Source organism: Streptomyces asoensis (assembly GCF_016860545.1).
Classification (GTDB): domain Bacteria; phylum Actinomycetota; class Actinomycetes; order Streptomycetales; family Streptomycetaceae; genus Streptomyces; species Streptomyces asoensis.
Map to the genome: position 1 here is coordinate 1 of NZ_BNEB01000006.1, position 26,521 is coordinate 26,521.

The following is a 26,521-nucleotide window of genomic DNA, read 5'->3' on the forward strand; positions in this document are numbered from 1 at the left end:
CATCCTCGGCGAGGTGGGACAAGGCTTCGACGTCGCCCAGTCCAGCAGCATCCTCTACGGCAGACCCAACCTCGCCGCCGTCAGCCTCGGCCTGCACGAAGCAGCCCTCACCCTCACCACCCAGTACGTCAGCAGCCGCCCCCGCCACGGCAAAACCGTCGCCGACCTCGCAGTGATCCGTAACCGGCTCGGACAGATGAACGCCCGCCTGCTCATGGCCCAGATCCTCGCCTACCACGCCGCCGACATGCTCGACCACGGCCTGCCCTGCGACGCCGAACTCTGCGCAGCCAAAGGCCTCGGCCACGAACTCGCCGCCGAAACCGGCCGCGACGCCATGGAACTGCACGGCGCAAACGCCCTCACCGAAGGCCGCCCTCTCGAGCGGGTCTGGCGCGACATGCAGACCACCTACGCCCCCGCCGGCACCGGCGAAGTCCAACGCATCCGCCTCGCCCAAGCCCTCCTCCACGAACACGGACACCCCGACCACCACACCCCACACACGCAGTGGTCCGCCCGCCACGCCCACCACCCCCGAGCAGACCCCGCAACCACCCCATAGACCCCCGCGCACGGCACCCCCCGTGCATCCGCAGTGCCGTGCGCGGGCCCCCACCCCGCTGCCGGGCCCACACCCCACCCGTCCCGGCCCGGCAGCGGGGCCCCCGGACCACGACACGGCCCGCGGCGCCGGCTGCGAGGACGTCCCGACCGAACAGCACCACGAGGCGCCGCACGCCCCACCGCCAGCACAACGCCACCCAACCCGCCCCGACACCGAGGAAGCAGCGCACCATGACCACGTCAGCCGACCCCGGCGGCCTCGTGCCGTTCATCACCCACCGGGAAGGCGAAGACGCAGCCCCCGACAACCTGATCCTCCTCCCCCACTCAGACGGCCGCCTCCACCTGCACTACCTCGACGAAGACCCCCGCGACCGCGACATCCACGGCGTGCTGTGGGCACGCTGCTCCTTCAACCCCATCGACCCGCACGGCCAGCCCACCGGCCGCCCCCTGTTCAAACTCATGCACCCCTACCGGCAGCTGATGACCATGCAGATGCTGCACTGCCAGGTCTGCACCGCACCCGCCCGCACCCCACTCGGCCTGATCTTCCTCGCCGGCCCCCACGACCACACCGGCGCCCCACAGGTCCTGACCAACCAGCCGCCCGTGTGCGCCCGGCACGTACGCACCGCCGCACGCCTGTGCCCCCACCTCGACGGCACGCCGACCGTCTACCTCGCGCAGAGCGCACCGCTGTACGGAGCCACCGGCACCCTCTACGGACTCGGCACCCACGGCACTCAGCCCATCGCGCAGCCAGGCCCACCCCTGCCCTACAGCCACCCCGACATGTCCTGCTTCCTCGCCTCTCAGCAGATCCGCCGCCTCGCCTCCTTCCGCTCCGTCGGCCTCGAGGAACTCTTGGAAGCACTCAGACCAGAATCCGCATAGCCCTCTGTCCGACTACAGGGCCGCCTCGAGCGCGCACGAGGGGCCCGACCCTGCCCGCCCGGTCCCCATGACGCCCCTGCGTCTGGGCGCCCAGGCAACGGCGAGCTCTCAACGTCCCCACAGGCAGCCCGCTTGCACCCCACAGCTTCCCGGAGCGCTCCTCGCGCCGGGTTGGCCAGAACCTGCGCGACGCGATCGCCGGCCTGCCGGATCCGCGTCGTTCGCCAGGTCACTGGCAGCGCCATCACATCCGCGACATTGACCGATCACCGGGAGTTGTTATGACGCGCAACGTCACCCACGGCACCACCCAGATCCAGGAGCCGGCCGTACCTGAGCCGGACGGGTTCGACCTGAACGTCAGCTTGCTGGAGGTCGCCGACGCCGCCGGGCTGACCAACCTGACCGACGACGGTTGCGGCAGCACCTGCGGCGCCTGCACCACCAACGTCGCCTGACCTGCACCATCTTGCCCTGGCTGGGCTCGGGGTGCCGTAACGCTGACGGCGGGCGGCACCCCGGGCTCACGCACCCCCAACCGGCTCAAGGAGGTATCCGTGGCTGACCCATCAGCGTTCCGGGCTGGTGCGACCGCCCTCGTACGCGCCGTCGCCCGGCCGAGCCTGGCCCAACTCCCTTTTCCTGATTTCGACGACCGCTCCTTCGCTGCCGGGGATCTTGCGGAAGTCACCGCCGGGCGCCTTGCCTGGGTGCGCTCCGTCTGGGGCGACGCTGCTCTCACTGAAGCCGTAAGGCACGCCAGTCCGGTCCTCGCAGCCCAGTGTGAAGCGCTGTGCAGGTCCGCTGCTCCCGACGGCCGCGACGTGCGCCGGGTCGGACTCTCGCTGGCTCGCTATCTCCTGCGCGCGGGACACCGGCCCACGCCTTTCGGCCTCTTCGCAGGTGTCGTCACCGCGGCTTTCGGCACCGCGACCACAGCTGTCTGGGGCGAGGCTCATGTGCCCGTTGCACGGGCCAGCGCAGAGTGGCTGTCCCTGCTGGTGGAGCAGTTAGAGAAGAGCGGGGAACTGCTCCCGCTGCTGTCCGTCGTGGTCAGCAACACGTCCTTCGAGCGTGATGGACACCTGATCGTCCCGTACCAGGAGGACGGCCTGGCTGGCCAGCTTCGCGCCGTCGAGGCGTCCATCGAACTGACGGCACCCGTGCGGATCGTTCTCAGCGCGGCGGGCTCGCCGATCCGGGTCGAGGAACTGGCCGGAAAGCTGACGGCGGAGTTCCCTTCCGTCGTGCCCGAGCGGGCATGCGGGCTGCTGGCGGGACTGATCCGGCGGCGTGTACTTGTCACGAATCTCCACGCGCCGGCCACCGAAGCGGACGCTCTCGGCCATGTCCTCGCGCAGCTCGATGCTGTGGAGGCCGGCTCGCTCGGGCTGTTGGAGGGGACGGTTCAGGAACTGCGGGCGATCCAGACCGGATTGCAGACGTGCGACGGTGCGAATGCCCGGGAATCAGTGACCATCCGGATGCGGAAGCTGGTGCCAGGCCTTCGCCGTCATCCTCTCGCGCTCGATCTGCGCCTGGATGCCCACCTGACGCTCCCCGACCAGGTGGCGCGCGAGGCGGAGCGCGCCGCAACGGTGCTGACCCAGCTCAGCGCCCGCCCCTACGGCTCCCGCGCGTGGGCCGACTACCACCAGCGGTTCTACGAGCGCTACGGCATCGGAACGATGGTGCCCCTGCAAGAGGTCCTCGCCGACAGCGGTATCGGCTACCCCGACGGATACCCCGGCGCCCCGGCGAGCGGCCGCCGACGGGTGTCTGCCCGTGATGACGTTTTGGTGCGGCTCGCACAAGCGGCCGCACTCGACGGGCACGACGAGGTGGTACTCACCGACGAGTTGGTCGACGCCTTGGACAGGGGAAGCGGTCAGCAGCGCGTCCCGCCGCACCTGGAAATCGGCATACGGCTGCACGCGGCCAGCATGAAGGAGGCGCAGCGCGGCCAATTCACCCTCGAGGTCACAAGCGTGTCCCGTGGTGCCGGGGTAACCACCGGACGTTTCGCCAGCGTTCTCGGCCGCGGCCCGCGCGAAGCGCTGTGCGCAGAGCTCGCTGAACTGCCCACGGCCGACACCGGTACTGACCCCGCCCAGCTCTCCTTCCCACCCTTGCTGTCCGATACCGCGCATGTCGCCCGGGCCCCTCGTGTGCTGCCGCTGCTCATCAGCCTGGACGAACACCGGGAAGCTTGTGCGGATGTGCTCACCCCGGCGGACCTGGCGGTGGCATGCGACGGCCGCCGGATGTACCTGGCCGCCCCCGCCCTCGGCCGCCGTATCGAGGCCGCGGGAATGCACGCCCTGAACCTCACCGAGCACACCCCGCCGATGGCCCGGTTCCTCATCGAGATCGCCCGCGCCCAGTGCGCCCAGGTGACGGTCTTCGACTGGGGCGCCGCCGCGGCCATGCCCTACCTCCCCAGACTGCGCTACGGCCGCATCGTGCTCGCACCGGCCCGGTGGCGGATGGACGCCTGCGACCTACCCGGGCGGGACCACCCCGGCGCCGAATGGGACATCGCACTGGCCGCGTGGCGTGAGCGGCGCAGGCTGCCCCGGCATGTCCGGCTCACCGAGAACGACCGGCTGCTCCCGCTGGATCTCGACCAGGCCTCCTGCCGGAGCCTTCTGCGCCAGCATCTCGACCGCGCCCCCTCCGCGGTGCTCACCGAGGCCGCCCCTGCGCAGGCCTACGGCTGGAGCGCAGGCCGTGCCCACGACATCGTGGTGCCCCTCAAAACGACCCGCCCGCCTGTCTGGCCTGCATTGCCCCGGCCGTCCACGGCCCGCACCCTCTCGCACACCCAGATACAGCCGCCCGCCTCCTCGTCGGTGCTGCTGGCCGCCCTGTACGCAGACCTGCGCTGCCAGGACGCTGTGCTGACCCGGCACATACCCCGCCTCATCCGCCGGCTCGGCTCCCCGCCGTGGTGGTTCATCCGCTTCCGCGACCCTCACCAGCACCTGCGCCTGCGCATCGCCCTTGCCCACCCGGACGACTTCGCCGACACCGCGCACACGGTCAGCGTGTGGGCCGACGAACTGCGCGGCGCCGGGCTGCTGGCAGACCTGCGCTATCCCACCTCCTACCGCGAAATGGGCCGCTGGGGCTCCGGGCCGGCGTGGGACGCCGCCGAGGACGTGTTCCAGGCCGACTCCCGCGCTGTCGTCGCAGAACTCGCCCAGCCCCGGCGCCCACCTCAGCGAACCCTCGTGGCCGCACACACGTTCGCGATCTGCTCCGCGTTCCTCGGCAGTCCCGAGGCAGGCGCACGCTGGCTGATCGACCACGTTCCGCACCGCCTGACCGGGCCCGTGCCGCGGCAGCAGTTCACCCAGGCCGTACACATGTCTAACCCGCGCAATGACTGGGCAGCGCTGCGCGCCACTGCTGCAGGCGAGGCGATCGTGACGGCGTGGGCTGATCGCGACACTGCGCTCGCCGCGTACCGGCTGCACCTCCCGGGAGCACACACCGAGGGCATCGCCCTGGACGACGTACTGACCTCTCTGCTGCACACGCACTTCGTGCGGCACGTCGCTGTGAACTTCCCCGAAGAGGAGATCTGCCTCCACCTGGCCCGCGCCGCCGCACTCGCCTTCACCGCCAGCGCCGGGAGCCAGCCGTGAACGAACCTCCGGCGATCACCCTGGCCGCAGCCATCGCCGACCGCCTCAGTCATCCCGACACCGCGCCCTGCGCAGCAACTACCGACGAAGCCCGCCAGCACCTGGCGCACGGACCGATCGGCATCGCCCTGCTCCACATCGAGCTGGCCGCAGCCGGGCTTGGCCCGTGGCAGCGCGCGCACAACTGGCTGGCCGCCGCCACTCGCCGACCGTTCACCACCGGAGCCGACAGCCACCCCTTCTACGGCGCCCCTGCACTAGCTCACGTCCTGGCCTGCGCCGCCGAACACCTCCCCGGCGCCTACCGGCGTGACCTCGACCGGCTGGACCGGCACGTGGCAGGCGACGTGAAGCGGCGCCTGGATGCCGCGCACCGCAGGATCGACGCCGGCCGACTCCCGGTGCTTGCCGAGTTCGACGCGATCCGGGGACTGACCGGCTACGGCAGATACCTCCTGCACCGAGATGCAGACGCACCCGCCTTGCGGGCGCTCCTCGAATACTGCGTGCGCCTGGTCGAGCCGATCCCCCACCACGACGAGGCGCTTGCGGGATGGTGGACGCTCACCGGCCCTTCCGGGCGGATCGATATCTCCTTCCCGGGCGGACACGGCAACAACGGCATGGCCCACGGAGTCGGCTCCGTCTTGGCGTTGCTCGCCCTCGGCGCACGCCGCGCGGTCACCGTCGCCGGCCACCACGAAGCCATGCGCACCATCCTGGCCTGGCTCGACCACTGGAAGACGATCACCGCATCCGGCCCGGTGTGGCCATATTGGATCACTCGCGCCGACCAGCGCGCGGGCCTGCTCAAGCCCTCCACACCGCAGCGACCTTCCTGGTGCTACGGCACCGCAGGTCTGGCGCGCGCCCAGCAACTCGCCGCGCACGCCCTCAGCGACACCGCACGCCGCGCACAGGCAGAAGCGGCCCTCCTGGACGCGCTCACCGATCCCGCGCAGCTGCGCGCCACGGTGGATGCCGGGCTCTGCCACGGTGTCGCCGGCCTCGCCCATCTCGCCTCCCGCACTGCCGCCGACGCCTGCCCCGACATCGCCGCCGAACTGCGCGCCGTCCTCCCCGGCCTACTCGCCACGCTCATCCCCCCCGGCGCAGCACCCCACGAGGCGACGGCCGCGCTCGTGAACGGCCGTGCGGGGCCCGGCCTCCTCGATGGCGCCGCGGGCATAGCGCTGGCAGTTCTTTCCGCCGCCGGTGCCCAGCCGCCCCGCACCGGCTGGGACGCCTGCCTGCTCATCGCGTAACCCCGAGAGGAACTGGATGCCCCCCGACCGCTGGCAGCAGCACAACATCACCTTCACCGACCGGCAGACCGCGCGGCAAGCCGCCGCCGACCGCATCGCACCAGTGCTCCTCGAGGCAGAAGGCCAGCAGCTCACCGGCTGGTGGTTCATGAACAAGCAGCCCTGGCCGCTGCGGTATCTCGCCGACCGCCCGGCCCCGGACGTGACGGAGGTGCTGGACAGCCTGGTCCGCGACAACATCGCTCAGTCCTGGACGAGCAGCATCTACGAACCGGAGACCGAAGCGTTCGGCGGTGCCGCCGCGATGACGGCCGCGCACGCTCTCTTCCACGAGGACAGCCGCCACCTGCTCCACTACCAACCAGGGCCACGGACGTTGGGCCGCCGAGAGACGGCCGTGCTCCTGATGAGCAGCCTGATGCGCGCCGCGAACCTCGACTGGTTCGAGCAAGGAGACGCCTGGGCCAAGGCCGCTGCTCTACGCCCGCACCCCGGCAGGCCCGTCTCCGAGCGGTCCGTCGCTTGGCCGGCAGCCATGCAGAGATTGATGTCCGCCGAAGCCCGCAGCCTGTGCCGACAAGGCGGCCCGCTCAACGGCCACGCCGAGTGGATCGCCGCCTTCGAGCGCACCGGTACGACGCTGGCCTACCTGGCCGTCCAAGGGGAGCTGACCCGCGGTGTGCGCGCCGTCATCGCCCACCACGTGATCTTCCACGCCAACCGTGCAGGTCTGCCCACCGCGGATCAGCACACCCTGTTCCACATCGCACGAGAGGCAGTCATGAGATCAAGTGACAACATCGCGTCCACGGCAGCGACCGGTTCCCAGGCCGATAGCGTCGGGGCAGTGAACACCGTCACGCTCACCACGTCCGAGGCCGACGAGGCCACCCGGCTCCGCCACGCCCTGGTAGACAAGATCCAGGCCGACGGCCACGCCCGCACCCCGGCGGTCGAAACCGCCCTGCGCACCGTGCCCCGGCACCTGTTCGTCCCGCAAGCACCGCTCAGCGAGGCCTACGCCAACGCGCCGGTCAACATCAAGTACGACACCGACGGCACGTCGATCTCCTGCGCCTCCCAGCCCGACGTCGTCGCCCTCATGCTGGACCAACTCCAGGCCCAGCCCGGTGAGCGCATCCTCGAACTCGGCGCCGGCACCGGATACAACGCCGCCCTGATCGGCCACATCGTCGGCCCCGACGGACACGTCACGACCCTCGACGTCGATGACGACCTGGTCGAAGGCGCCCGCGCTCACCTCGCCGCGACCGGCTTCACCCACGTCGAGGCACTGGCCCGCGACGGAGCCCTCGGCCACACCGAGGGAGCACCGTACGACCGGATCATCGCCACCGTGGGCGCACACGGCATCCCGCACGCCTGGCTCGAACAACTCGCCCCCGGGGGCCGGCTCGTCACCCCTCAGCGGCTCAAGGGCAGCGTCTCGCGCTCCATCGTCTACGAGGAGCGCGACGGACGGTGGGTGTCGTCCGGCTCTCAGATGAACACCTTCATGCCGCTCAGGCGCGGCATCGCCGACGACGACCGGCGCGTCGTCCCGCTCACCGCGGACGGCACCGTACGGCTCCAGGCCCCCGCCGGGCAACAGATCGACGCCGACGCCCTCACCGGCATCCTTCACCAGCCGCGCACCGAGGAGTGGACCGGCATGACGGTCCGCGCCATGGAGAGCCCGGAATGGATGGAGCTGTTCGTCTCCTGCTCCCTGCCCTCCGGGCTGATCCGCATGCTGTTCCCGGCCACCGCCAAGGGCACCGTCCTCACCCAGGACCCGTACCCCTCCTCCACGGCGGCCGTAGACAAGGACGCGGTCACCTACCTCGCCCGGCGCCAGTCCGAGAAGAAGACCCCCGAGGGCGGCAAACTCTGGGAGTTCGGCGTCATCGGCCACGGACCCGGCAGCGAGGAACTGGCCGCGAAGGTCGCTGACGCCATCCGCACCTGGGACCGCGCGTACCGCGGCCGTGAAGCAACGTTCGAGATCCTGCCCCTCGACGGCCCTGTGATCGAGCAGCAGCCCGGTGTCTTCCTCCTGGACACACCGCTGAACCGCGTCCTCGTCACCTGGCAGTAGCCCATCAGCGTGGGGTGCCCGCCGCGTCGGCGGGCACCCCACGCCGTCCTTCTCACCGTTCGCTCCCGGGGAGAATTCATGGACCCACGCGGCCCCATAGCTCAGCGCTTCCCTCTCATTTCCCGCTTCCGCCCCGCCTGCCTGCCCCTCCCACGACGCGTCCACGCCCTGGTCGAACTCTCCGACACAGCGGTGGCCAAAGCAGACCCGGGCCTGGCGTCCTCGGTCTACAACCAGGCCGCTCTCCTCGCCTCCGACATCGGGCTTCCTCATCTCGCACGCACGTGGTGCCACCAACACGCCGCCGCCTACCTGCATGCCGCACCGCTCCCGGCAATGAGCGCGATCCGGGCGCTCGAACCGGTGGTCAACCTGGCCCGCCTCCAAATCCGTGCAGGTAACACCGAGGACGGCAGGCACCGCCTGCTCACGCTCTACAAGGCCATCAGCGACGGCACAGACGCCCAGTTCGAGGACATCCACATCCCCGCCGAGCTGACCACCAGCGACACAGACCGCCACGAGGTGCGGGCATGGCTGTGGCGGGTGGTCCTGGCCGACGGCACCCGCACCCTGACCACCGCAGGCCGCTTCGACGAGGCTTTGACCCACATCGAAACGCACCACGGCATCGGACAGCGCATGCTCGACGGCCGTCAGGTCGCCGTCATCGCGGCCCTCGGCCATGACCCTGCTGGCGCAGCCGACATCGTGGCACAGACGGCCCCCGGCGAGCCCTGGGAAAACGCCGTCACCTCCTGCCTGGCGGTGATGTGCAACCAGCTCGCCCTTCACCCCGCCGGCCCGCCGCTCTCCGAACTCGTGAACACCTACATCCAACGCCAGCCCCACCCCGGCACGACCGTCTTCGACACCCGACTCGGCCTGACCATCCTCGATCTCCACGACCAACCCAACAGTTCGGCGGCACATCGCATCGCCAAGGAACTGCACCGGCGAAGCATCATCGCGACCGACGGCTACGCCGCGCGCGAGTGCCTGGCGAACTCTCGTTTCACCGAACTGGTATCCACCCAGGAAACTCGAGCAAGCCGCGAGCTAACCCGCTCATGCGCGCTCGGCAGCGGCCACCTGCCCGCCCCGCATCCCACCCAACTGCTCCGAGCCCTCCGGTTCAGTGATGAGGTGATCCGCGCGGCCGCGGCGGAGCTGCGGGCGGCGAGACCATCCTCGCGGGCGCGGGGTGCAGGACGCCGGTCGTACCCCTGACATCGACGTGGCGAGACCATCCCCGCGCCCACGGGGATGGTTCCAACTCGACGACGTCCCGGTCGACTTCCTGATGGACGTCAACCGTCACGCCGCATGCCAGACCTGGCCGTGATCCTCACAGCCGAGCCCGACCGAATCGCCGAACGCGGTATTACCCACCGGTGGCGTCTCAACCCCACCGACCCACCCCGGGAAGTCGATCTCTACCGGGAAACGGCGGCCTACCTCACGAGCAAAGGGGTCCGCGTACTACTGCTCGACAACAGCGCCTACACCCCATCGGACGTAGCTCGGAGAATCGCCGACCTCATACCTCCTCTACCGCTACTGAACTTAAAAGCGTGATGTCGGTTGCTAGGTCAGGTGGTCACCGCTTGCGATTGGGGCTCCACTCGTAAGCTCCTGGTGCCGTCTCGATGACTTCGCGGGGCCAGGTCAGTCGGACCTGTTGCAGGCGCCCGCGGTGCTCGTCGATCCAGTCTTCCTGGGGTCGGGTTCCCAGGGCTGTCGTAAGGCGGTCCGGGTCGCTGACCTGGATCGACAGCCAGCCGTCTTCGTGCACGTGGATGTCGAGGATCAGACCGCGGTCTCCGCCGATGCTGACCGTCTGGCCTGGTCCCAGGTTGGACAGCTCCTGCTCCCAGGAGTCCAGGTCATGCTGGAAGAGGTAAAGGTCGAGCCGGGCATCGACGAAACTCGCGGAGACGAGCACGTCCGCGTGCAGAATGTCGTGGCCGGTCAGCACGCCCGGCTGGAACCGTCCTGTGACGCGCACGATACAGCGGTTCCCATCCGGATCGGCGAGGTGGATCAGATCCATCGGAGCAGGTTCCGTCATTGAGTTACTCGCTTTCGTGCGCTGGCGTGGGCTGCATCGTCTCCTATCGCCGGACGAGCGAAACAGTCAGGCCCGGCCCTGGAGAGTCACGTGCCCAGGGGCCCAACCGGTGCCGGCAAGATAGCCGTCGATCACGTCTGGCCGGTACTGGAGCTTCTTGAGCCGACGCTTGACCGCGCGGATGACTTGACCAAGGCTGGCGGCGGCAAGGTTTCCGATGTCGCGCTTGACCAGGGACCACACGCCCTCGGTTGGGTTGAGGTCGGGCGCATAGGTGGGCAGCTGAACGACGGTAAGCCACTCGGCGTTCGCGTCGATGAACTCGCGCAGCGGCTTCGGCAGATGCAGTCGGACGTTGTCCCAGATCAGCACGATCGGGCTACCCAGCTGGATGTGGCCACGGACGATCAAATCACGGAAATCGCACCAGCCGAAGCCCTTCGGCTGGCCCTTGCGCCCGCCGTATTCCCGGACCGCATAGAACAGCCGGGACCACTCACCAGGCTTGTAGCAGGTCATGCCCACCATCGACACTCGACCGGAACCGCGGCCGCGCACCCACACCACCGGCGTGCAGCCACGGCGGCCCCAGGTCCTGGCACGCGGCGCAGTCATCGACTGCCCGGCCTCATCCTCGAAGACGATCCAGGCCCCCCGCTCCGCCGCGATGCTCTTACCCGCGGCCATGTCTCCTTCTTCCAGACTTCGACCGAGGTGTCGTCACGCTCGATGGCCCTCCGGGCAGGCTGCTGCCACGACCAGCCATGCCGCTTGAGCAGTAGCCATGTGCCCTCGACCGTGTACGAGACGTGGAACAGGCAACCGATCAGTGTCTTAATCCGATCCAGGGTCCACCACTGGTCCGCCCAGCCGTGGATCAGCGGTCCGCGCTCCAACTCCCTTTCCAGCCGGACGATCTGCGTATCACTGAGCCTCGGCCAGCCCGGAGATCCCTCCGACAGGACGCCAGCCTTCTCACGCTCGCGCCACTGACGACGCAAGAACGCGGCCTCGTCCCGCGAATCGCGCGCCGCGGAGTCGAGAGCCCAGCCCGCCTCGGCCGTCATCGTTGGGTGATCGAACGGACCATGTCGTGGCTGAGCGGGTGCCGTCGGCTCCATCGGCGCTACGAGCGGAAGCACGAGCACTTCATTGGCTTCACTGAGATCGCGGTCATGCTCATCTGCCTCCGACGCCTGGGTGTCAGCGCCGGCCGGTAGCGTCTGCCAGGTGACCGACGACGCCGTCATCTGGAACCGGCTCGCCGCCTTGCTGCCGGAGGCTGAAGCCCAGGACGTCAAAGACTGCTGGGACATCGGAGAGCAGGAGGCTGGACTTGGCCTGCTCGTCTCCGGCATCCTCGGCCACCAGATGCCGATCAGCGAGACAGACAGGGCTCAGATCTCCGTGCTCGCGGAGACCTGGGGCGAGCGGGAGGCCCTGACACCCCAGATCCTTCAGTTCCGTGATGAAGACGAACCCGGCCCACTGAAGTTGATCGAAGGCGACGGAAGCACCGTCCCGGAGGCAATAGGTGGGGCCGCACAGGACCTGGCCGGTCTCGTCCTGGTCCCCTGGATCGCCTGCACGAGATGCGGCCAGGTCCTGATGCGGGCCCATTCCCGAGAAAGCTGGGGAGACCTCTCCTACCTGGCACGGCACTACGTCATCACTACGCCGAACCGGGCCACCGTCTCGCTGCTCTTCTCTGCCGACTCCGCTGGCGAGGCCTTCGTTTCCCTCCAGCGTCAGTGTTCAGACGCACCATAAGAAACGGCGTGTTAGACCGTGTCCTATGTGGTGAGGCGTCGTTGGTCTGTTCATGGGGCGGGGTACGTGGAGTTGGATTGTTCCGGACGGCCTGTGGGAGATCGCGAAGCCGCTGATCCCACCTTCGAAGGTGCGGCCGCAGGGCGGCGGAACGCAGGACACGCCTGATGAAACGCTGTTCGCGGCGATCGTCTACGTCCTGGTCAGCGGGTGCGCCTGGCGGGCCCTCCCGCCCTGCTTCGGCATATCGAAGTCGACCGCACATCGAAGGTTCCTGATCTGGTCGAGAGCCGGTGTGTGGGGCCGGCTGCACGAAGCGGTCCTGCACCGGCTCGACGACGCCGACCTGGTCGACGTCACCCGCGTCGTCCTCGGCACCGCCCACGTCCGCGCTAAAAAAGGGGCGAACACACAGGTCCGAGCCCCGTGGACCGGGGCAAGCCGGGTTCCAAGATGCACGTCCTGTCGGACGCGAACGGACTGCCACTGGCGGTCAGCCTCTCCGCCGCCAACGTCCACGACAGCGAAGGCCTGAAGCCCATGGTCGCGGGCCACCAAACGAAACACGACCCGTTTCGCGGACGGCACTTCAAGCCCCAGCGACTCCATGCGGACAAGGCCTACGACATACCCCACCTGCGGAAATGGCTTCGGGGAAAGCGCATCGGCGTCCGCATCGCCCGCAAGGGGATCGAGTCCGGCGAACGACTCGGCCGCCGCCGATGGGTCATCGAGCGAACCATGTCCTGGCTGTCCGGCTACCGACGGCTGAGCCCCCGCTACGAACGCAACCCCCGCAACTACCTGGCATTCCTCGGCCTCGCCGCCGCCCTCTGCTGCTACAAGCGACTCGTCCGCCTCACCACATAGGACACGGCCTTAGGACGGCAGGAACCGCCGGCACACGCATCCCATGACCGCAAGTTCCCCCGGTAGCTCCGGTCGGGGCAGGGAACAAGAGCTCGACCCGTGTGGTCACTCATGGCATTGTCTCAATCTGACCTGATGCAGCCGCTGGCCCATCTCAGTCGAACCTGTTCACCGTCCTGCCAGTCCACGGATCTATTCCAGTGTCAATTATTCGCTCCTCATCTCTAAAATTCAAGAATCGGGCACTTTGAATCCCCCACAGGGTCTCATCACTTACAGGACATTCAGAAAATTCGCCACTCAGTAGCTTCAACAAAAATTCCACCATCCCACATTTGTGGATTTTCCAGCCCCCGCCATGTCGTTCCCATACCGCAAGAGGCCATTGGTCGGGGTCAGCTCCTGAGGTAACCCAGCACAGCATGTCTGCGCTGTTCGTCTGTCCCCAGACGAGCATGTCCTCCAATCTATTTCTCAGACCCTCATCGACTTCCTGCCACGTGTTCATGGATGCTGACCGACGGGCATGGCCCGGCAAGCGCGTAAGTGACAGCGGTTCACCAGTAGTCCCAGGGCGCGGGATTGAGATAAAGAGGCTCTCTTCGATCGTCCCAGCACCGAATGCAGAGACAAACTCCATATAGTCTTCCGGGAAGGATTCCACCTGCAGTTCAGCCGCAGCGGCCCGCCAGTCGACTACATCACCCCTCTCTCCTTCCTCGTGAAGCAGTGCAAGGGATCCACGCAATCGCCTCAGAAGATCGTGCATAACACCCTCCCTGAAAATCCTCTACCGATCAACGGTCACGCGACCTACGGGGTGGTACCTGTCGGAACAGGCCCTCCTTCAACGTTGACCAAGCCAATATTGTACGTTCCCTTGAACTTGTTGCTGTACATCATGTTCGGTATTGGCACGGCCAGCGACAGTCCTGGTTTTCCACCCAAAGTACCGTACGCAGTCAGATCATATGAAACTGGTACAGTTCTTGAGCCTTTGTAGACCGGGACCACCTTGTAGTGGACGATCTCTCCCCTGCCAATCGCTCGGACTACCTGATCTTCATAGACAGCCATGTTCTCGGCAACGCCGGGGTCGGTCGCCGCAATGGAGTGGGCATTGGCGGCGCGAGCACACGTGGACAGATTCTTCAAATTTCGACCGTCACCGCTCAGGCTCTTAGCGAGCAAGTGACAGGCATTAACCCATTCTCCGGGAGGCCTGTTTCCCAAGTATCCGGCGTAGTCCCGAGCCCACTCATACCCAGGTGGTGCCACTTCCTTCCATTTGGTCGCGGATCCCTTATGGGTAGCCAGATATGCACTGTCCAGACAGGCTTCCACACCGGTAGCCCGATCACCGTGCGCACTGTCTACGTCGCCATATTCGACCCAGCCCGCACCGCCACGCCGACAGTCTCCACCCGAATTGCGATCTGTCCCGGTCTCCGCATTGTCGGGCAGAAGCGCATTCGCAGCCATATTTCCAAGCGGGATAAATACGGCGACGTCGACCATGTCCGCTACCGCTTGAGAAGTAACCGTTCTACTTACGCCTTGATCAATTGTGTATGTAGCGTCCACCTTCGCTCTCGGTATAGAACGCTTGGGTGCCGGCTTGGGGCGCGGACCCTTGTTGGGGTTCTGCGGCGGACGTGGCGTTCGGGGAGCCGTAGTGCCCTTGCTTTGCTTGGGCGTCGGAGTCGAACGCTTAGGAGCGGTATTCCTTCCGTTCACCGGCCGTCCAATGGGTCTCCCCTTGCCGGGGCTGCTGGACGGTCGGCCGCTGACCGGACGCGTGGGGCCGCGGTAAGAGCCGAGGTTCATCTCTCTTTGTATTCTGCGGGCTTGTGCGCGGCTGGCAGTTCCTCTTCCCGTACTACCGCCGCTGTTGGCGCGGCTTCGCGAGGATGAGGAGCGGCGGGTGGTGAAGCGGCTGCTGCCGCGGAAGCCCAAGGTTCCCGTTGAGCTTGCTCCGCTTCCGATATCGCGTTGCCGTATGTGTCCTGTGGGGTCGGTCCCGTTCAACGGTCCGCCGTTGATGTAGCCGTACCGGTTGGCTTCTGCGGAGGGTTCCGGGTCCAGCTGCCATGTGTCCCGAGATCCGAAGGATCCCGTCTCCGGCTGGTACCAGCGGGCGGCCATGTTGACGTCGCCGCTCGCCGGGTCGGTCCAGCCTGACTGGTAGCCGACGGCCGGTGTGGTGCCGTTGGTTGCCGTCTCCTTGCCGAAGGGGTCGTAGGACGTGGAGCCGCTGACCGAGTTGCCGTCCGCGGTCAGGCCGGCGACCAGGTCGGTGTGCTGGTCGGTCAGTGCCCACTGCTTCGTGGGGCCGGTTGACAGAGAGAGGAGGGTGCCCTCCGGTGTGCGGTTGTAGTCGGTCGTGCCATCGCCCGCGAGGTTGTTGGAGCCTCCGTCGTAGGTGAAGGCTGTCGAGCCTCGAGTCTGGACACGGTCGAGGGAGTCGTAGGCGTATGTTGTGCCGCCGTCGGTGATCTTGCGTTCGAAGGCGTCGAAGGTCAGTGCACGGGCCGCTCCGCTGCCGGTGCTGGTCGAGGACAAAGTGCCGCGTGCGGTGTACGTGTAGGCCGTCGTGCCGTCCGTCAGCTGGCGGTTGCGGGCGTCGAAGGTCGCTGCCGTCGAGCCGGCCTTGGTGCGGTTGCCCGCTGCGTCCCACTCGTACGACGTGGTTAGCGTGGCGTCCTTCGTCCAGGAGGTCATGCGGTTCGCGTAGTCGTAGGTATAGGTGTTGGTGCCTGCGCCTGCCGTGCCCGTGGTCTTCTTCGACGTCAGGTTGTCGTCCAGGTCGTAGCCGTACGTCGTGGAGGCCACGCTCGTCGCGCCGTCTGCCGACGTGACGGCGTCGGTGTTCAGGCGGCCCAGCTCGTCGTAGCCGTAGGTGCGCTTGGCGGTGACCGTGTAGGGCGCTGTGCCTGTCGGGCTGGTGGCGTACTGCTCCAGGCTGGGGCGGCCTGCCGGGTCGAAGTCGTACAGGACGTTGTTGCCGGTGATGGAGTCGCGGACGGTGTCGATGCGGCCGGCGGCGTCGTAGGTGTAGTCGGTGGTGCCTGCTGTGGTGGTGCGGTGCGTCATGCTGCCGTCGGCGTTGTAGGCGTACGTGGAGGTGCCGCCCGGACCTGTGGCGGTCAGCAGCGCGCCTTGGTCGTTGTAGGTGTAGGTGTTGCGGGTCAGGCCGTCCGCGGTGCCGATCGAGGTCAGGCGGCCGGTCAGGTCGTAACCGAGGGTGCGGGTCGCCGTCGTTGCCTCTGCGCCCGTGCCCGTCTCTGTCGTCAGGCGGCCGAGGCCGTCGTAGGTGCGCTCACGTTTCACTCCGCCCGGCAGGAGCTCGGTCACCGGCTGGCCGGCCGTGTCGTAGACGGTCGTCCAGGTGCGGTCGGCAGTGTTCGGGTGTGCGGTCGTGGACGGTTCGATCGTCGATTCGGGCAGGCCCAGGCTGTTGAAGGTGTAGAGGGTCTTGTTGCCGCGGCCGTCCGTCAGCCGGGTGAGGTTGCCCGCGGCGTCGTAGCCGAGTGTCGTCGTGATCGATGTCGTGGCGGTGACCGGTTCGGTCTGGGTCGTGGTGCGGCCCAGTGCGTCGTACGCGTACGTCGATCGGGCTTTGCTGCCGGCAGGGGTTGACGCCGTGCGGTTGCCTTCGGCGTCGTATTCGGCGGTGTCGGTGCGCAGGGCGGTGGTGCCGGTGCCGTAGTCGGTGCTGGCCGTGATGTTGCCGAGGGCGTCGTAGGCCGTGGTCGCGCGGCGGTTGGTCGCGTCCGTGGTCTCCGTCTGGCGGCCCAGGCCGTCGTAGTCGAACTTGGTGATGCCGGCCGGGTCGGTCAGTGTTTTCGGTTCGGCGGCCGCGTTGTAGGTGCTCGTCGTGGTGATGCCCGCCGGTGTGGTCGACGCGGTCTGGTTGCCTGCGTCGTTCCAGGTGTAGCGGGTGACCAGGTTGGCGGTGGTCGGGTAGCGCTCGATGCTGGTGGCCGTCAGCTGTCGGCCCAGTTCGTCGTAGGTGGCTTCGGTGCGTGCGCCCATCGGGTCGGTGACCGAGAGCTGGAGGCCGGTGGGGGTCCAGGTGGTGCGGGTGACTCCGCCGCCGTCCGCGCTCTCGGGGTTGAGCAGGTCCGAGTCGGTTTCCGCCGCGACAGCTGTGGCGGCGTCGGCGGCCGGGTCTGTCTGGGCGGTCAGCTGCCCGAGCTGGTCGTAGGCGTAGCGCGTGACGCGGCCCAGGGGGTCTGTCGCGGTCTGCGGCTGGCCGAGCGCTGTGTAGGTGGTGCGGGCGGTCGCCGTCAGGGCGGTGGTGGCGCCGGGAGGGGTGTAGTCGGGCAGGGTGATGGCGGTGGTGCGGCCGAGGCGGTCGACTTCGGTGCGGGTCACCTTGCCGCGGGCGTCTCGTACGGCGGTGGCTTCGCCGAAGGTGTTGTATCCGGTGAGCGTGGTCGGCTTTGTGGTGGTGGCCGGCGCGCCGTTCTCCTCGGTCTGGACGGCGGGGGCGGTCTGCTGCACCGGGCGGCCCAGCGCGTCGTGGCGGTAGGTGGTGGTGTAGGCGGTCGGGTCGGCGCCGTTGGCGTTGCCGCGCGGGCTGACCGAGGTCAGCGGCAGGCCGCGGTTGTCGTAGGTGCCGGTGGTGATGTGGGTGGTGGTGGCGTCGGTGACGGTCTGCTTGGTGACGTTGCCGGCCGGGTCGTACTCGGAGGTGGTGGTGAGCTTCTTGGTGGCGGAGATCGTCTGGGTCTGTTCCTTGACGCGGTCGTCGCCGTCGTAGGTGTAGGTGGCGGTGCGGTTCAGGCCGGAGGGGTCGAGCACGCTCGTCTGGGTGCGTCCCAGGGCGTCGACGGTGAAGGTCTGGGTGGTCGTGCCGCCGCCGGTGACCTGTTTGGTGAGGTTGCCCGCCGGGTCGTAGGTGTCGGACTCCAGCACGATGTCGTGGCGGCTGCCGTCTGCCTGGGTGACCTGCTTGGCGGTGGTCGTCGCCGCGAGGCCGTCGTCGTAGTAGGTGTAGGCGGTGGTGGCGCCCATCGCGTCCGTGGTGGACGCAAGGCGGCCGGCCGGGTCGTAGGCGTTGGAGACCAGCGTCAGGTCTTTGGTGGTACCGGACGGGTCGCCTGTCCAGTCGTCCAGGATCGTGGTGGCGTGCTGGTCGCCGGGAGTGTAGGTGTAGGTGACGTGGGTGCCCGCCGGGTCGGTCGTGCCGACGGTGCGGCCCAAGGTGTCGTGTTCGTACTGGGTGGTGTGCTGCTCGGCGTCGGTGGCGCTGTCGTTGAGGCCGTGGGCGTCGTAGTGGTAGCTGACGGCGCGTTCGGGGTCGCCGCCGGTGGTGTCCTTCGTGGACTCCGACAGCAGGTTGCCGTCTTCGTCAAAGGTGCGGCTGATCACGGCCGTGTGGGTGACCTGGGTGAGCTCGTTCTGTACGGCTGCGCCGGTCTCGGTGACGATGTGTGAGGCCGCGTCGTAGGCGTAGGTGGTGCTCACGCCGGCGGGGAAGGTGTCGGAGACCTGCTTCTCGCTGGTCTTTCTGCCGAGTCCGTCGTAGGTGTACGACGTCACCAGCCCCAACGGCGAGGTGACGTCGGCCAGGTCGCCGCCCGCGTAGTAGCGGTAGGAGGTCTTCGCGCCGCCCGGTGTCGTCTGGGTCAGCACCAGGCCGGCCGGGGCCGTGCCGCCGCCGACCGCCGTCTCGGTGCCGACGGTGTAGGTCGTCGTCGCGGCCGAGGCGTCGGGGCGGGTCACGGTCGTGGGCAGGCCGAGCGGGTTGTAGGCGTACTGGGTGCGGTAGCGGGTGTCCTTGTAGTCGGTCGAGCGCTGGTCGCTGAGGGTGAGCGGTTTGTCGTTGCGCGGATCGAGCGGGTCACCGGCATTGAGGTAGTAGGAGGAGAAACTCGTCCAGCACGAGTCGGCGTCCCGGCAGGTCGTGCTGGAGACGGCGTTGCCGCGCGCGTCGTGGCCGGTGACGGTGGCGTGGCCGTTGGGGTCGGTGACGGTGTGGAGGTTGCCGGCCGTGTCGTAGGCGTAGGAGGTGAGCGCGCCGGTGGCGTCCTTCGCCGCGACGATGCGCTGGCCGCGCAGGGCGTCGTAGCTGGTGGTGCTGGTGTGCTGCTGCGGGTCGGTGACCTTGATGGTGGAGGTCAGGCCGGAGTCGGCGGCCTCGGCCTGGGCGCGGTAGTGGGCGGAGATCTGGTCTTCCGTCAGGGTGCCCCGGTAGAGGGCGGCTTCGTCGAGCTGGCCGTTGAAGTAGTAGGTGGCGGCGGGCAGATCCATCCAGCCGCCGTTGGCGTAGCCGCCGCCGAGGTAGGCGTAGGTGCGGCTCTGGTCGGCGACGGCGCCGTCGATCGAGCCGAGTTTGACGCCGTCCAGGTACAGGCTCTGGGTGGTACTGGCCGCGGTCAGCACGACGTGGTGCCATGCGCCGTCGGTGACCGGGCCGGGCGAGGTGATGGGCGCGGCTGCTGCTCCACCGGAGAGGTAGAACCGTCCGCGCAGCTTGCCCGCACCGTCGACGTTGAGGACCGGGAGGGCGGAGGTGGGTGTCTGGCCGATGGTGGCGTTTTGGAAGGCGAGCAGGACGCCCGAGGCGGTCGTGGTGCGGAACCACAGCTCCGCGGACATGTCCGCGGTACCGGCCAGGGTCGATGCGGGCAGTTGGACGGTGCCGCCGCCGCTGACCTTCACGGCGCGGTCGTCGCCGGCGCCGAACACGCCGCTCTGGTCGAGCTGCGAGGTGGCGCCGGTGTCCGGGCGGAAGGTGGCGTTCATGCCGGGGCCGCCGATCTCGCTGCCGAGCGCGGTGCCTTCGTCCTCGCCGAGGCGCCAGTAGGCGGCCGGGGCATCGGCGAGTACGACGCCGTCGTACTGGTCGCCGCGCCCGGCGACCAGGCTGCGGCGGGCCTGGATGTGCTGGTTGGGGGCGTCCGTCTGACCGGCGGCCGCGGGGATGTACTTCCACACACCTGCGGTCTGGGTGAAGGTCACCAGCGGCTTGTCGTAAAAGGCGACCTCGTCGATCTGGCCGGTGAAGTTGCGGTAGCCCGAGGCCTGGCCGTCCCAGCCGCTCGAGGAGTAGCCGCCGCCGACGAACACGTGGGCGTAGCGGTCCGCAGGAACGCCGGTGGCCGCGGTGGTCTGGAGGCTGCCGTCGACGAACAGGGCCTGCATACCGGCGTTGCCGGTGAGCAGGACGTGGTGCCAGGTGTCGTCGGTGAGGATCTCCTTGGACAGCAGGCTGCTTCCGGTGCCCGCGAGGCGGCCGCGCAGCTTGCCGGCGGAGTCGATCAGCAGCATGGGCCGCCAGCCGGCGGGGGTGTCGCCGAGGTCGGCGTCCTGGTTGGTGACCAGGACACCGGGGCCGGTGGTCTTGAACCACAGCTCGAGCGACATGGCCGTGCTGGTGCCCAGTGACTCCGCCGGCATCTCGATGGCGCCGTCGCCGGTGAAGGTCGCCGCGGTGTCGTCGCCGTCGGCGAAGATACCCGCGCTGCCCAGCCGTGTTCCGTCCAGGTAGCTGCCGGCCAGGTCCTCGCCCAGGGGGCTGGCGGCTTCGGCGCCGCCGCGCTCGCCCAGCCGCCAGTAGCCGGTGGGGCCACTGCGCTGGATGGTGTCCGCGTAGGTGGAGGAGGAGGTCGAGTAGGCGGGCGCCGATACCTTCCAGGTGCCGCCGTTGTCGTCGGTGTGTTCGGTGAGCCGTCCGCTGACGGTGTCGTAGGTCGCGGTGGCGTGCTGTCGGCCCGAGGGCAGCGTGACCTTGGTCAGCTGGCCGACGGCGGCCCGTGCGGCGTAGTGCTCGGCGATGGTCGCGGGGTCCAGGGTGTGGTCGTAGAAGGCGACTTCGTCCATCTGGCCCGTGAAGGGGTACCAGGCGGGGGCCATGTCCATCCAGCCGCCGTTGGCGTAGCCGGCGCCGACGAAGGCGTACTCACGGGACTGTTCGGCGATGACGCCGCTGATCGAGCCGAGCTTGACCCCGTCCAGGTAGAGGCTCTGGGTGTTGGCGGCGGCGGTCAGCACCGCGTGGTGCCATGCGCCGTCGGTGACCGTCTGCGGTGAGGTGATGGGTACGGCGGAGGCTCCACCGGAGAGGTAGAAGCGTCCGCGCAGCTTGCCCGCACCGTCGACGTTCAGCACGGGGAGCGCTGTGGTGGGCTTCTCCCCCACGTCGGCGTTTTGGAAGCTGACCAGGACGCCGGCCGCGGTGGTGGTCTTGAACCACACCTCGATGGTCGGGAACGCGGACGTCTTCAGGGTGTCCGCCGGCAGTTCGACGACCGAGTCGGCGCCGTCGAAACCTGCGGAGGTGTCGGTCGTGCCCGCGATGGCCGAGGCGGCGCCAAGCAGGGTGTCGCGGTGCACCGCGTCGTTCAGGCCGGTGCGTGAGACGGCCTGGCTGGCCGCCACGGAACCCTCGGCCTCGCCGAGCCGCCAGTAGGACGTCGGCGACGCGTCCAGCACGCCGCTGCGGTAGAGCGAGCCGGTGGCGTACTCGTACAGCGTGCACTTGGTCGTCGACGTCGGCGGGCACACCTTGGTGAGCTGGTCGCCGGTGTAGGTGTACGACCAGGCAAGTCCCGGGGTGCTGGCGTCGATGGCGCTGGTGGTGACGGTGGTGACGTGCTGGCCGCTCCAGCCGAACGACAGGGAGCGGCCCGACAGGTCGTCGGTCACCTTTTTCACCGGGCCGCCGCTGGCGCTCTCGTGCGTGATGCTCTGGCTGCGGCCGGCGACGTCGCTGATCTTGGTGAGGACACCATTGGCCAGGAAGCGGTAGGTGGTGCCGGAGCGTTCCCGAAGGACCCAGTCCGTCAGCTGGCGGGCCAGGGTGAGCGAGCCGCCGGACGGGCCGGTGTAGGTGCCGTCGGCGTTCTTGCCGAACCTGGCCTGCGAGCCGTCGGACAGGGTGATCAGGACCGATGCGGTGGCCGGTTCCTCGCGCAGCTGCATGTCCCAGCGGGTGGACCAGCCGGTGCCGAACGCTCCGCCGGTGCGCGGGTCGAGGGAGTTGTAGGTGCGCGTCAGGGACAGCTCGGGTCCCACGGTGCTCAGCGCGGCGTCGGTCGCCGCCGTGACGTAGTTGCCCTCCCGGGTGCCGATCTCCTTGCCTTCATCGGCGCCGCCGAGATGGCTGGTCACGGCGGGCTGCGGGACCTGCGTGGTCAGCAGCGCGGCGCCGGGGCGGGTGGAGGTGGCCGATCCGTCGTAGGCGTACCCGTACCAGGCGTAGGTCTTGTCCCAGGACAGCCAGCCGGACGGCACCGCCCACTGCTGGCCGTCGCCGCGCGGGCCGGTCTTGCAGTTTTTGCGCAGGTTGCTGCCCTCGACCTCGCAGACCTCGAAGGAGTACTGCAGGGCGGCCTTCGGGTAACGGTCCGCGTCGGTGCCCTTGGCCCACAGCGTGGGGGTGAGAGTGTTGACGCTGATGCCGCTGCCGGGCGATTCCGCTGTGAGCTGCGGCGGGATGTTCACCGCGGACAGCCTGACCGCGGCCCCTGGCACGCCGGCGGCGGTGAAGCGGCTGACGCCGACTTCCTCCATCGTCCACTGCACGGTGTAGGTGGCGGGGGTCAGCGGGGCGACCTTCGCGTCCAGGGTGATGGACTCACCGGGCGAGATCGCCTGCGGCATCGCCGTCCAGCGGATCTTGGTGCTGTCGGTGATCTCCTTGCCTGCCGCGTCGAACAGGTTGTAGCGCAGTTTGTAGTTGCCGTTCGCGGGCCAGGTCGCCTGTCCCTGGTTGGTGACGGTGACCTTCTCGACGCCCTCGGTGGTGGCCGTGACCGGCGCGGTGAAGTCGCCGAGCGAGTAGGCGGCGCCGTACTTGGTCCAGGTGACGTCCAGGCTCGGCTTGCCGCCCGGGTAGTCGTCGGAGCCGAACTGCTTCCAGCTCTTGGAGTCGGTGGCCGACGCCTTCACGGCCAGGCCGTAGTTCTTCTTGCGGGCGTGCGTCCAGTCGTCGACCAGCTTGCGGCCGGCAGCGCCGAGCTTGATGGTCTCCCACGCAGCCCCGCAGGACCATGTCTCGGCGCCCGAGGGCCGCCAGCCGTGCGCGAAGCTCTTCGACGCCAGCGAGGCGCCCGTCGAGGGCCCCGGCCACTTCGATGTCGTGGACTCCGCCCAGTTCGAGGTGATCGGGTGCACGGTCACCGGCCGGGCGGTGCACGACTGCGACCAGGTGTTGTACAACGCAAGGTTGGCGCTGACCACCCACGCGTTCTTCAGCGTGGTCTCAAGGCCTGCGAAGCGCAGGAACGCCGACGCCTTGTGGCTGCCGCCGTCATACGTGCCGACCTTCAGCACCGTGTCCGAGGCGAAGTTGGTGGTGTACGGGTACTCCACGTACGTACCCGAGGTGGCCGCCACGGTCTGCACCGACGGGTCGACGCGCACGGGAAAGACCCGCTCGGGCGCGGACAGCCAGCCCTTGTCGAGCGTGACAACCAGCACCTGCCGGCCGTCCTCCACTGCCAGGCTGTAGGTGACACCGGAGGAGATCACACCCTCGTTGGCATCGGGAGCCAGGTTCGAGTCCTGCATCCATCCGACCGGCGTCCAGGCACGAACGGCACCCGCGGCATCGACGAACACCACATTGCCCTGCTCATCGAGCCGCGCGGTGAGACCTTGCAGTTCCAGCGGAAAGCGCCACACGGTGGGCGCGCCGGCGTCCTTGAGGACCAGGGTCTCCTTGAGCGAGTCGCTGCCGGCGATGAACTCCATGTCCGAGTTGGGGCGCGCGTTCTCGTAGGTGAGCGTGCTGTCTTCGGCCTGGCCTGCGACTGGGTGCGCGCCGTCGACGCCATAGCCGACGGAGACTCCCTCGTCGACCTGCATCCGCACCACGGGGTCGGAGTCAGCTGTCCCGGCGAACTCGATCTGCGCCGCAGTCGAACCGGTCTCCCAGCCCTCCTCGCTTGCGCTCATCGCGCTGGGTCCCGATGAGTCCTGGGGCACGAGCCTGGTGTCGATCGGCTTCCAGCTGCCGTCCTGGGCCCGGAAGTTGACCGGCTCCGTGTAGAAGCGGGTGGTGTAGGTGCCGTCCGGGTTGAGGTAGGTGCGCTCGCGTTCCGAGCGCTCGCCCGCCATCTCCTTGCTGCGCGTGGCGTCGAAGCCCTGCGGAGCAACGACGCCGCCGGGCGCCTCGACCTCGACGGCCTGCCCGGGCTCGGGCGTCCGGGCAGTACTGGCCAGGCGCGTGACACCGTCGCCCTGCTCGGCCGGCAGCTCGCCGCGCCCAGTGAGCGCCCCGTTATGCCCGCCCTTCGCGGCGGCATCCGTGGCCTGCGCGGACGCAGTGTGCCCGCGCCCTGCGGCAGAACCCCAGTGCTGATCGGGGGCTTCCTCGGAACCGACGCCTGCGGACTGCCCCACAGCGAGGGCTACTTGGTCGGTCCCGGCCAGCACGGCCAGGACGAAGACAACAGCGAGAACCAGCGGACGTGCCGGACGCACGGAATCCCCCCACCCAAAAGATCACGAGTGGGCAATTCCTAAAGGATCTCCAAAGAAATCACAAGACATCCACAAGATTTCGCAAGGTCAAGTGAACATGATCACGCCGCATTACACGCAAAACGCGCTGGTCACAGGCCTGTGATGCGACTATCCAGCCCGGTTCCTCCTGCGGGGGCAGCGCCCAAGACGGCGGAGAAGATCCTCGCAAGAATCTCCGGCCAGCAGGCGCCTGCACCGCGGCTCCGCACCCCTGATGTGGGAGCGACTGCGCAGGCAACGGCTTCCCTTAATTCAGGTGCGAACTGGCAGCGCGAGGAGGCGGATCGGAAATCCGCCAGCCAACCGGCTGCACGGCCTGCTGACCCAGATCCACCCGTCGTTGGAACGGGTGCTGGGGCCGTGGTTGCAGCACCCGGCCGTCCTCACCCTGCTGGAACGGTTCGGGTCTCCGGCCCAGATCCGCAAGGCCGGCTGTCGGCGGCTGGTCACCCTGCTGCGGCCGAAGGCGCCGAGAATAGCCGAGCGACTGGTCGACGAGATCTTCACCGCGTTGGACGAGCAGAGCGTCACCATTCCGGGGACCGAGGCGGCCGCGCTGGTTGTCCCGGGTCTGGCCGCCTCCCTAATGGCCGTGCTTGACCAACGCAAGCTGCTGGCCGGGCGGATAGAGGAACTCGTGGAAGTCCACTCTCTTGCGAAGGTCTTCACGTCGATGCCGGGAGTCGGCGTAGGACCGGAGCCAGGATCCTCATCGAGGTCGGCGACGGCAGCACCTTTCCGACCGCCGGCTACCTCGCCGTCTACGCAGACCTCGCCCCGATGACCCGGAGCTCGGGCTCCTCGATCCGCGGCGAACAGCCCTCCAGACGAGGAAACAAGCAGTTCAAAAGGCCTCCTTCCTTTCGGTGTTCGCCGCCCTGGGCGACTCTGCGTCCCGGGCCCACCACGACAAGAAGATCAGCCACAGCAAGCACCACACACAGGCCCTGCTCCGCCTCGCCCGCCGCCGAGCCGATGTCCCCTTCGCCGTCCCCCGTGACGGAACCTTCTATGAGCCGCAGCCCGCCAAAGTCGCGTGACCTGCGGAAACTGCACTACGAGACAGGACGATCCCCGAGATGCACCGCGACGTCTGAACCTATACGCCAGCCGGCAAGGCGCCGCGGGCTCACGCCATGAAGGTTGTCCATGTCCGGATCGGCGCCGGCATTGACCAGCAGCGACAGCACCGCGCCATCACTTCGATGTGTGAACACCGCCTGCCACAACGGCGTATTGCCCTGCTCGTCGGGGGCATCCACTTCCGCACCCGCAGCAAGGAGAGAGCCGACAGCCGCGGCATCCTGCTCGTCCGCCGCGAAGTGCAGCGGCGTCCACCCCTCGCGGCTTTCACGACCCAAGCCCTGAACCTCATCCGTCATGCCAGCCATCATCACGGCATCTTGACGAAGGACATAGGGCCCCCGCGACCGGCACCGCTACGGCTCCGTCCCGCCCGCGGGGACGGAGGTCACGACGACGTCGCCGTGGGGCAGGGCCGGTCGCGGGATCTCCTGCCTCTGCGAACGGAAGACGCCCCAGCAGCGCGCTTCGGCCAACACCCCTTCACGCCGATCACATACCTCGCACCGGAGCAGGATTCCATTCGGCGCACCGATCCAGCCAGGTTGCGCCATCATCCACCCACGTCAACTCGCCTGCGAGTGATACCCCTTCAGATGACATAAAACAGACTGCGCCTGCTCTCCTGCAATGACAACCGATCAAGGGCATACGTCAGGGTGGGGAGAATTCGGCATTTGAGCCACCTGGCATGGGAACCTCGTTACACTACCGCCCGTAGTCACTATTGCACGCTGAGGAGCATGTCCTTGCCGTGCGCCTGTGTGCGGGG

14 protein-coding genes and 3 pseudogenes are annotated in these 26,521 nt (G+C 68.3%); 12 read left to right on the plus strand and 5 right to left on the minus strand.

Going from position 1 to position 26,521, the window contains the following annotated elements:
- The 8 genes from Saso_RS36450 to Saso_RS36485 form a co-directional block, all read left to right on the plus strand.
- Nucleotides 1-565, plus strand: a 565-nt coding sequence (locus Saso_RS36450; RefSeq protein ID WP_203833584.1) for an acyl-CoA dehydrogenase family protein, incomplete at its 5' end; no start/stop codon positions are given.
- 233 nt (nucleotides 566-798) lie between these two features.
- Nucleotides 799-1,464: a hypothetical protein gene (locus Saso_RS36455; RefSeq protein WP_189927985.1), complete on the plus strand. Its 666-nt coding sequence runs from the start codon at nucleotides 799-801 to the stop codon at nucleotides 1,462-1,464.
- A gap of 281 nt (nucleotides 1,465-1,745) precedes the next feature.
- Nucleotides 1,746-1,922 (plus strand): FxLD family lanthipeptide, encoded by a 177-nt coding sequence (locus Saso_RS36460; protein WP_189927986.1) that lies wholly within the window; start codon nucleotides 1,746-1,748, stop codon nucleotides 1,920-1,922.
- A gap of 252 nt (nucleotides 1,923-2,174) precedes the next feature.
- Nucleotides 2,175-5,114 (plus strand): lantibiotic dehydratase, encoded by a 2,940-nt coding sequence (locus Saso_RS36465; RefSeq protein ID WP_229901576.1) that lies wholly within the window; start codon nucleotides 2,175-2,177, stop codon nucleotides 5,112-5,114.
- Entirely contained in the window at nucleotides 5,111-6,379 is a 1,269-nt protein-coding gene (locus tag Saso_RS36470) for a lanthionine synthetase C family protein (RefSeq protein ID WP_189927987.1), read from the plus strand. The genes Saso_RS36465 and Saso_RS36470 overlap by 4 nt, the downstream gene beginning before the upstream one ends.
- 16 nt (nucleotides 6,380-6,395) lie before the next feature.
- Nucleotides 6,396-8,477, plus strand: coding sequence for a methyltransferase, FxLD system (gene fxlM / locus Saso_RS36475; protein ID WP_189927988.1), 2,082 nt, complete (start codon nucleotides 6,396-6,398; stop codon nucleotides 8,475-8,477).
- Nucleotides 8,478-8,555: 78 nt separating this feature from the next.
- Nucleotides 8,556-9,707, plus strand: coding sequence for a hypothetical protein (locus Saso_RS36480; RefSeq protein ID WP_189927989.1), 1,152 nt, complete (start codon nucleotides 8,556-8,558; stop codon nucleotides 9,705-9,707).
- A 96-nt stretch (nucleotides 9,708-9,803) separates the two neighbouring features.
- Complete coding sequence (locus tag Saso_RS36485) at nucleotides 9,804-10,055, plus strand: hypothetical protein (RefSeq protein WP_189927990.1); 252 nt, start codon at nucleotides 9,804-9,806, stop codon at nucleotides 10,053-10,055.
- Nucleotides 10,056-10,077: 22 nt separating this feature from the next.
- On the opposite strand, the gene Saso_RS36490 is transcribed toward Saso_RS36485, so the two are convergent.
- Nucleotides 10,078-10,530, minus strand: a complete 453-nt coding sequence (locus Saso_RS36490) for a DUF5959 family protein (RefSeq protein ID WP_189927991.1) — start codon at nucleotides 10,528-10,530, stop codon at nucleotides 10,078-10,080.
- A gap of 84 nt (nucleotides 10,531-10,614) precedes the next feature.
- Nucleotides 10,615-11,549 (minus strand): annotated as a pseudogene (locus Saso_RS36495) (IS630 family transposase); the annotation flags it as partial.
- A gap of 3 nt (nucleotides 11,550-11,552) precedes the next feature.
- Between Saso_RS36495 and Saso_RS36505 the strand changes: the two are divergent.
- From Saso_RS36505 to Saso_RS36515, 3 genes and pseudogenes are all read left to right on the plus strand, one after another.
- Nucleotides 11,553-11,768: pseudogene (locus Saso_RS36505) on the plus strand (transposase); the annotation flags it as partial.
- A 10-nt stretch (nucleotides 11,769-11,778) separates the two neighbouring features.
- Nucleotides 11,779-12,318 carry a hypothetical protein gene (locus Saso_RS36510; RefSeq protein WP_189927994.1) on the plus strand — a complete coding sequence of 180 codons (540 nt, stop codon included), beginning with the start codon at nucleotides 11,779-11,781 and terminating at the stop codon, nucleotides 12,316-12,318.
- 52 nt (nucleotides 12,319-12,370) lie between these two features.
- Nucleotides 12,371-13,188 (plus strand): IS5 family transposase gene (locus Saso_RS36515; protein WP_189927995.1). Its coding sequence is split into 2 segments (ribosomal slippage): nucleotides 12,371-12,719 and nucleotides 12,719-13,188, totalling 819 coding nucleotides; the frame shifts between segments, so codons are not numbered across the junction.
- A gap of 154 nt (nucleotides 13,189-13,342) precedes the next feature.
- Here Saso_RS36515 and Saso_RS36520 read toward each other — a convergent pair.
- Together Saso_RS36520 and Saso_RS36525 are read right to left on the minus strand one after the other, a co-directional pair.
- Nucleotides 13,343-13,957, minus strand: coding sequence for an SMI1/KNR4 family protein (locus Saso_RS36520; protein ID WP_189927996.1), 615 nt, complete (start codon nucleotides 13,955-13,957; stop codon nucleotides 13,343-13,345).
- 44 nt (nucleotides 13,958-14,001) lie between these two features.
- The gene (locus Saso_RS36525) at nucleotides 14,002-24,624 is read right to left on the minus strand and encodes a LamG-like jellyroll fold domain-containing protein (protein WP_189927997.1); all 10,623 of its coding nucleotides are present in this window, start codon (nucleotides 24,622-24,624) and stop codon (nucleotides 14,002-14,004) included.
- Between the two features lie 340 nt (nucleotides 24,625-24,964).
- Between Saso_RS36525 and Saso_RS36530 the strand changes: the two are divergent.
- Nucleotides 24,965-25,706, plus strand: a pseudogene (locus Saso_RS36530) (transposase); the annotation flags it as partial.
- A gap of 15 nt (nucleotides 25,707-25,721) precedes the next feature.
- On the opposite strand, the gene Saso_RS36535 reads toward Saso_RS36530, so the two are convergent.
- Nucleotides 25,722-26,048: an ankyrin repeat domain-containing protein gene (locus Saso_RS36535; protein WP_189927998.1), complete on the minus strand. Its 327-nt coding sequence runs from the start codon at nucleotides 26,046-26,048 to the stop codon at nucleotides 25,722-25,724.
- Nucleotides 26,049-26,521 lie beyond the last annotated feature (473 nt).

Coding starts and splice junctions, on each gene's coding strand:
- Saso_RS36490 (WP_189927991.1), bottom strand. CDS start 10,530: ATGGATCTGATCCACCTCGCCGATCCGGATGGGAACCGCTGTATCGTG.
- fxlM (WP_189927988.1), top strand. CDS start 6,396: ATGCCCCCCGACCGCTGGCAGCAGCACAACATCACCTTCACCGACCGG.
- Saso_RS36535 (WP_189927998.1), bottom strand. CDS start 26,048: ATGACGGATGAGGTTCAGGGCTTGGGTCGTGAAAGCCGCGAGGGGTGG.
- Saso_RS36520 (WP_189927996.1), bottom strand. CDS start 13,957: ATGCACGATCTTCTGAGGCGATTGCGTGGATCCCTTGCACTGCTTCAC.
- Saso_RS36460 (WP_189927986.1), top strand. CDS start 1,746: ATGACGCGCAACGTCACCCACGGCACCACCCAGATCCAGGAGCCGGCC.
- Saso_RS36480 (WP_189927989.1), top strand. CDS start 8,556: ATGGACCCACGCGGCCCCATAGCTCAGCGCTTCCCTCTCATTTCCCGC.
- Saso_RS36455 (WP_189927985.1), top strand. CDS start 799: ATGACCACGTCAGCCGACCCCGGCGGCCTCGTGCCGTTCATCACCCAC.
- Saso_RS36485 (WP_189927990.1), top strand. CDS start 9,804: ATGCCAGACCTGGCCGTGATCCTCACAGCCGAGCCCGACCGAATCGCC.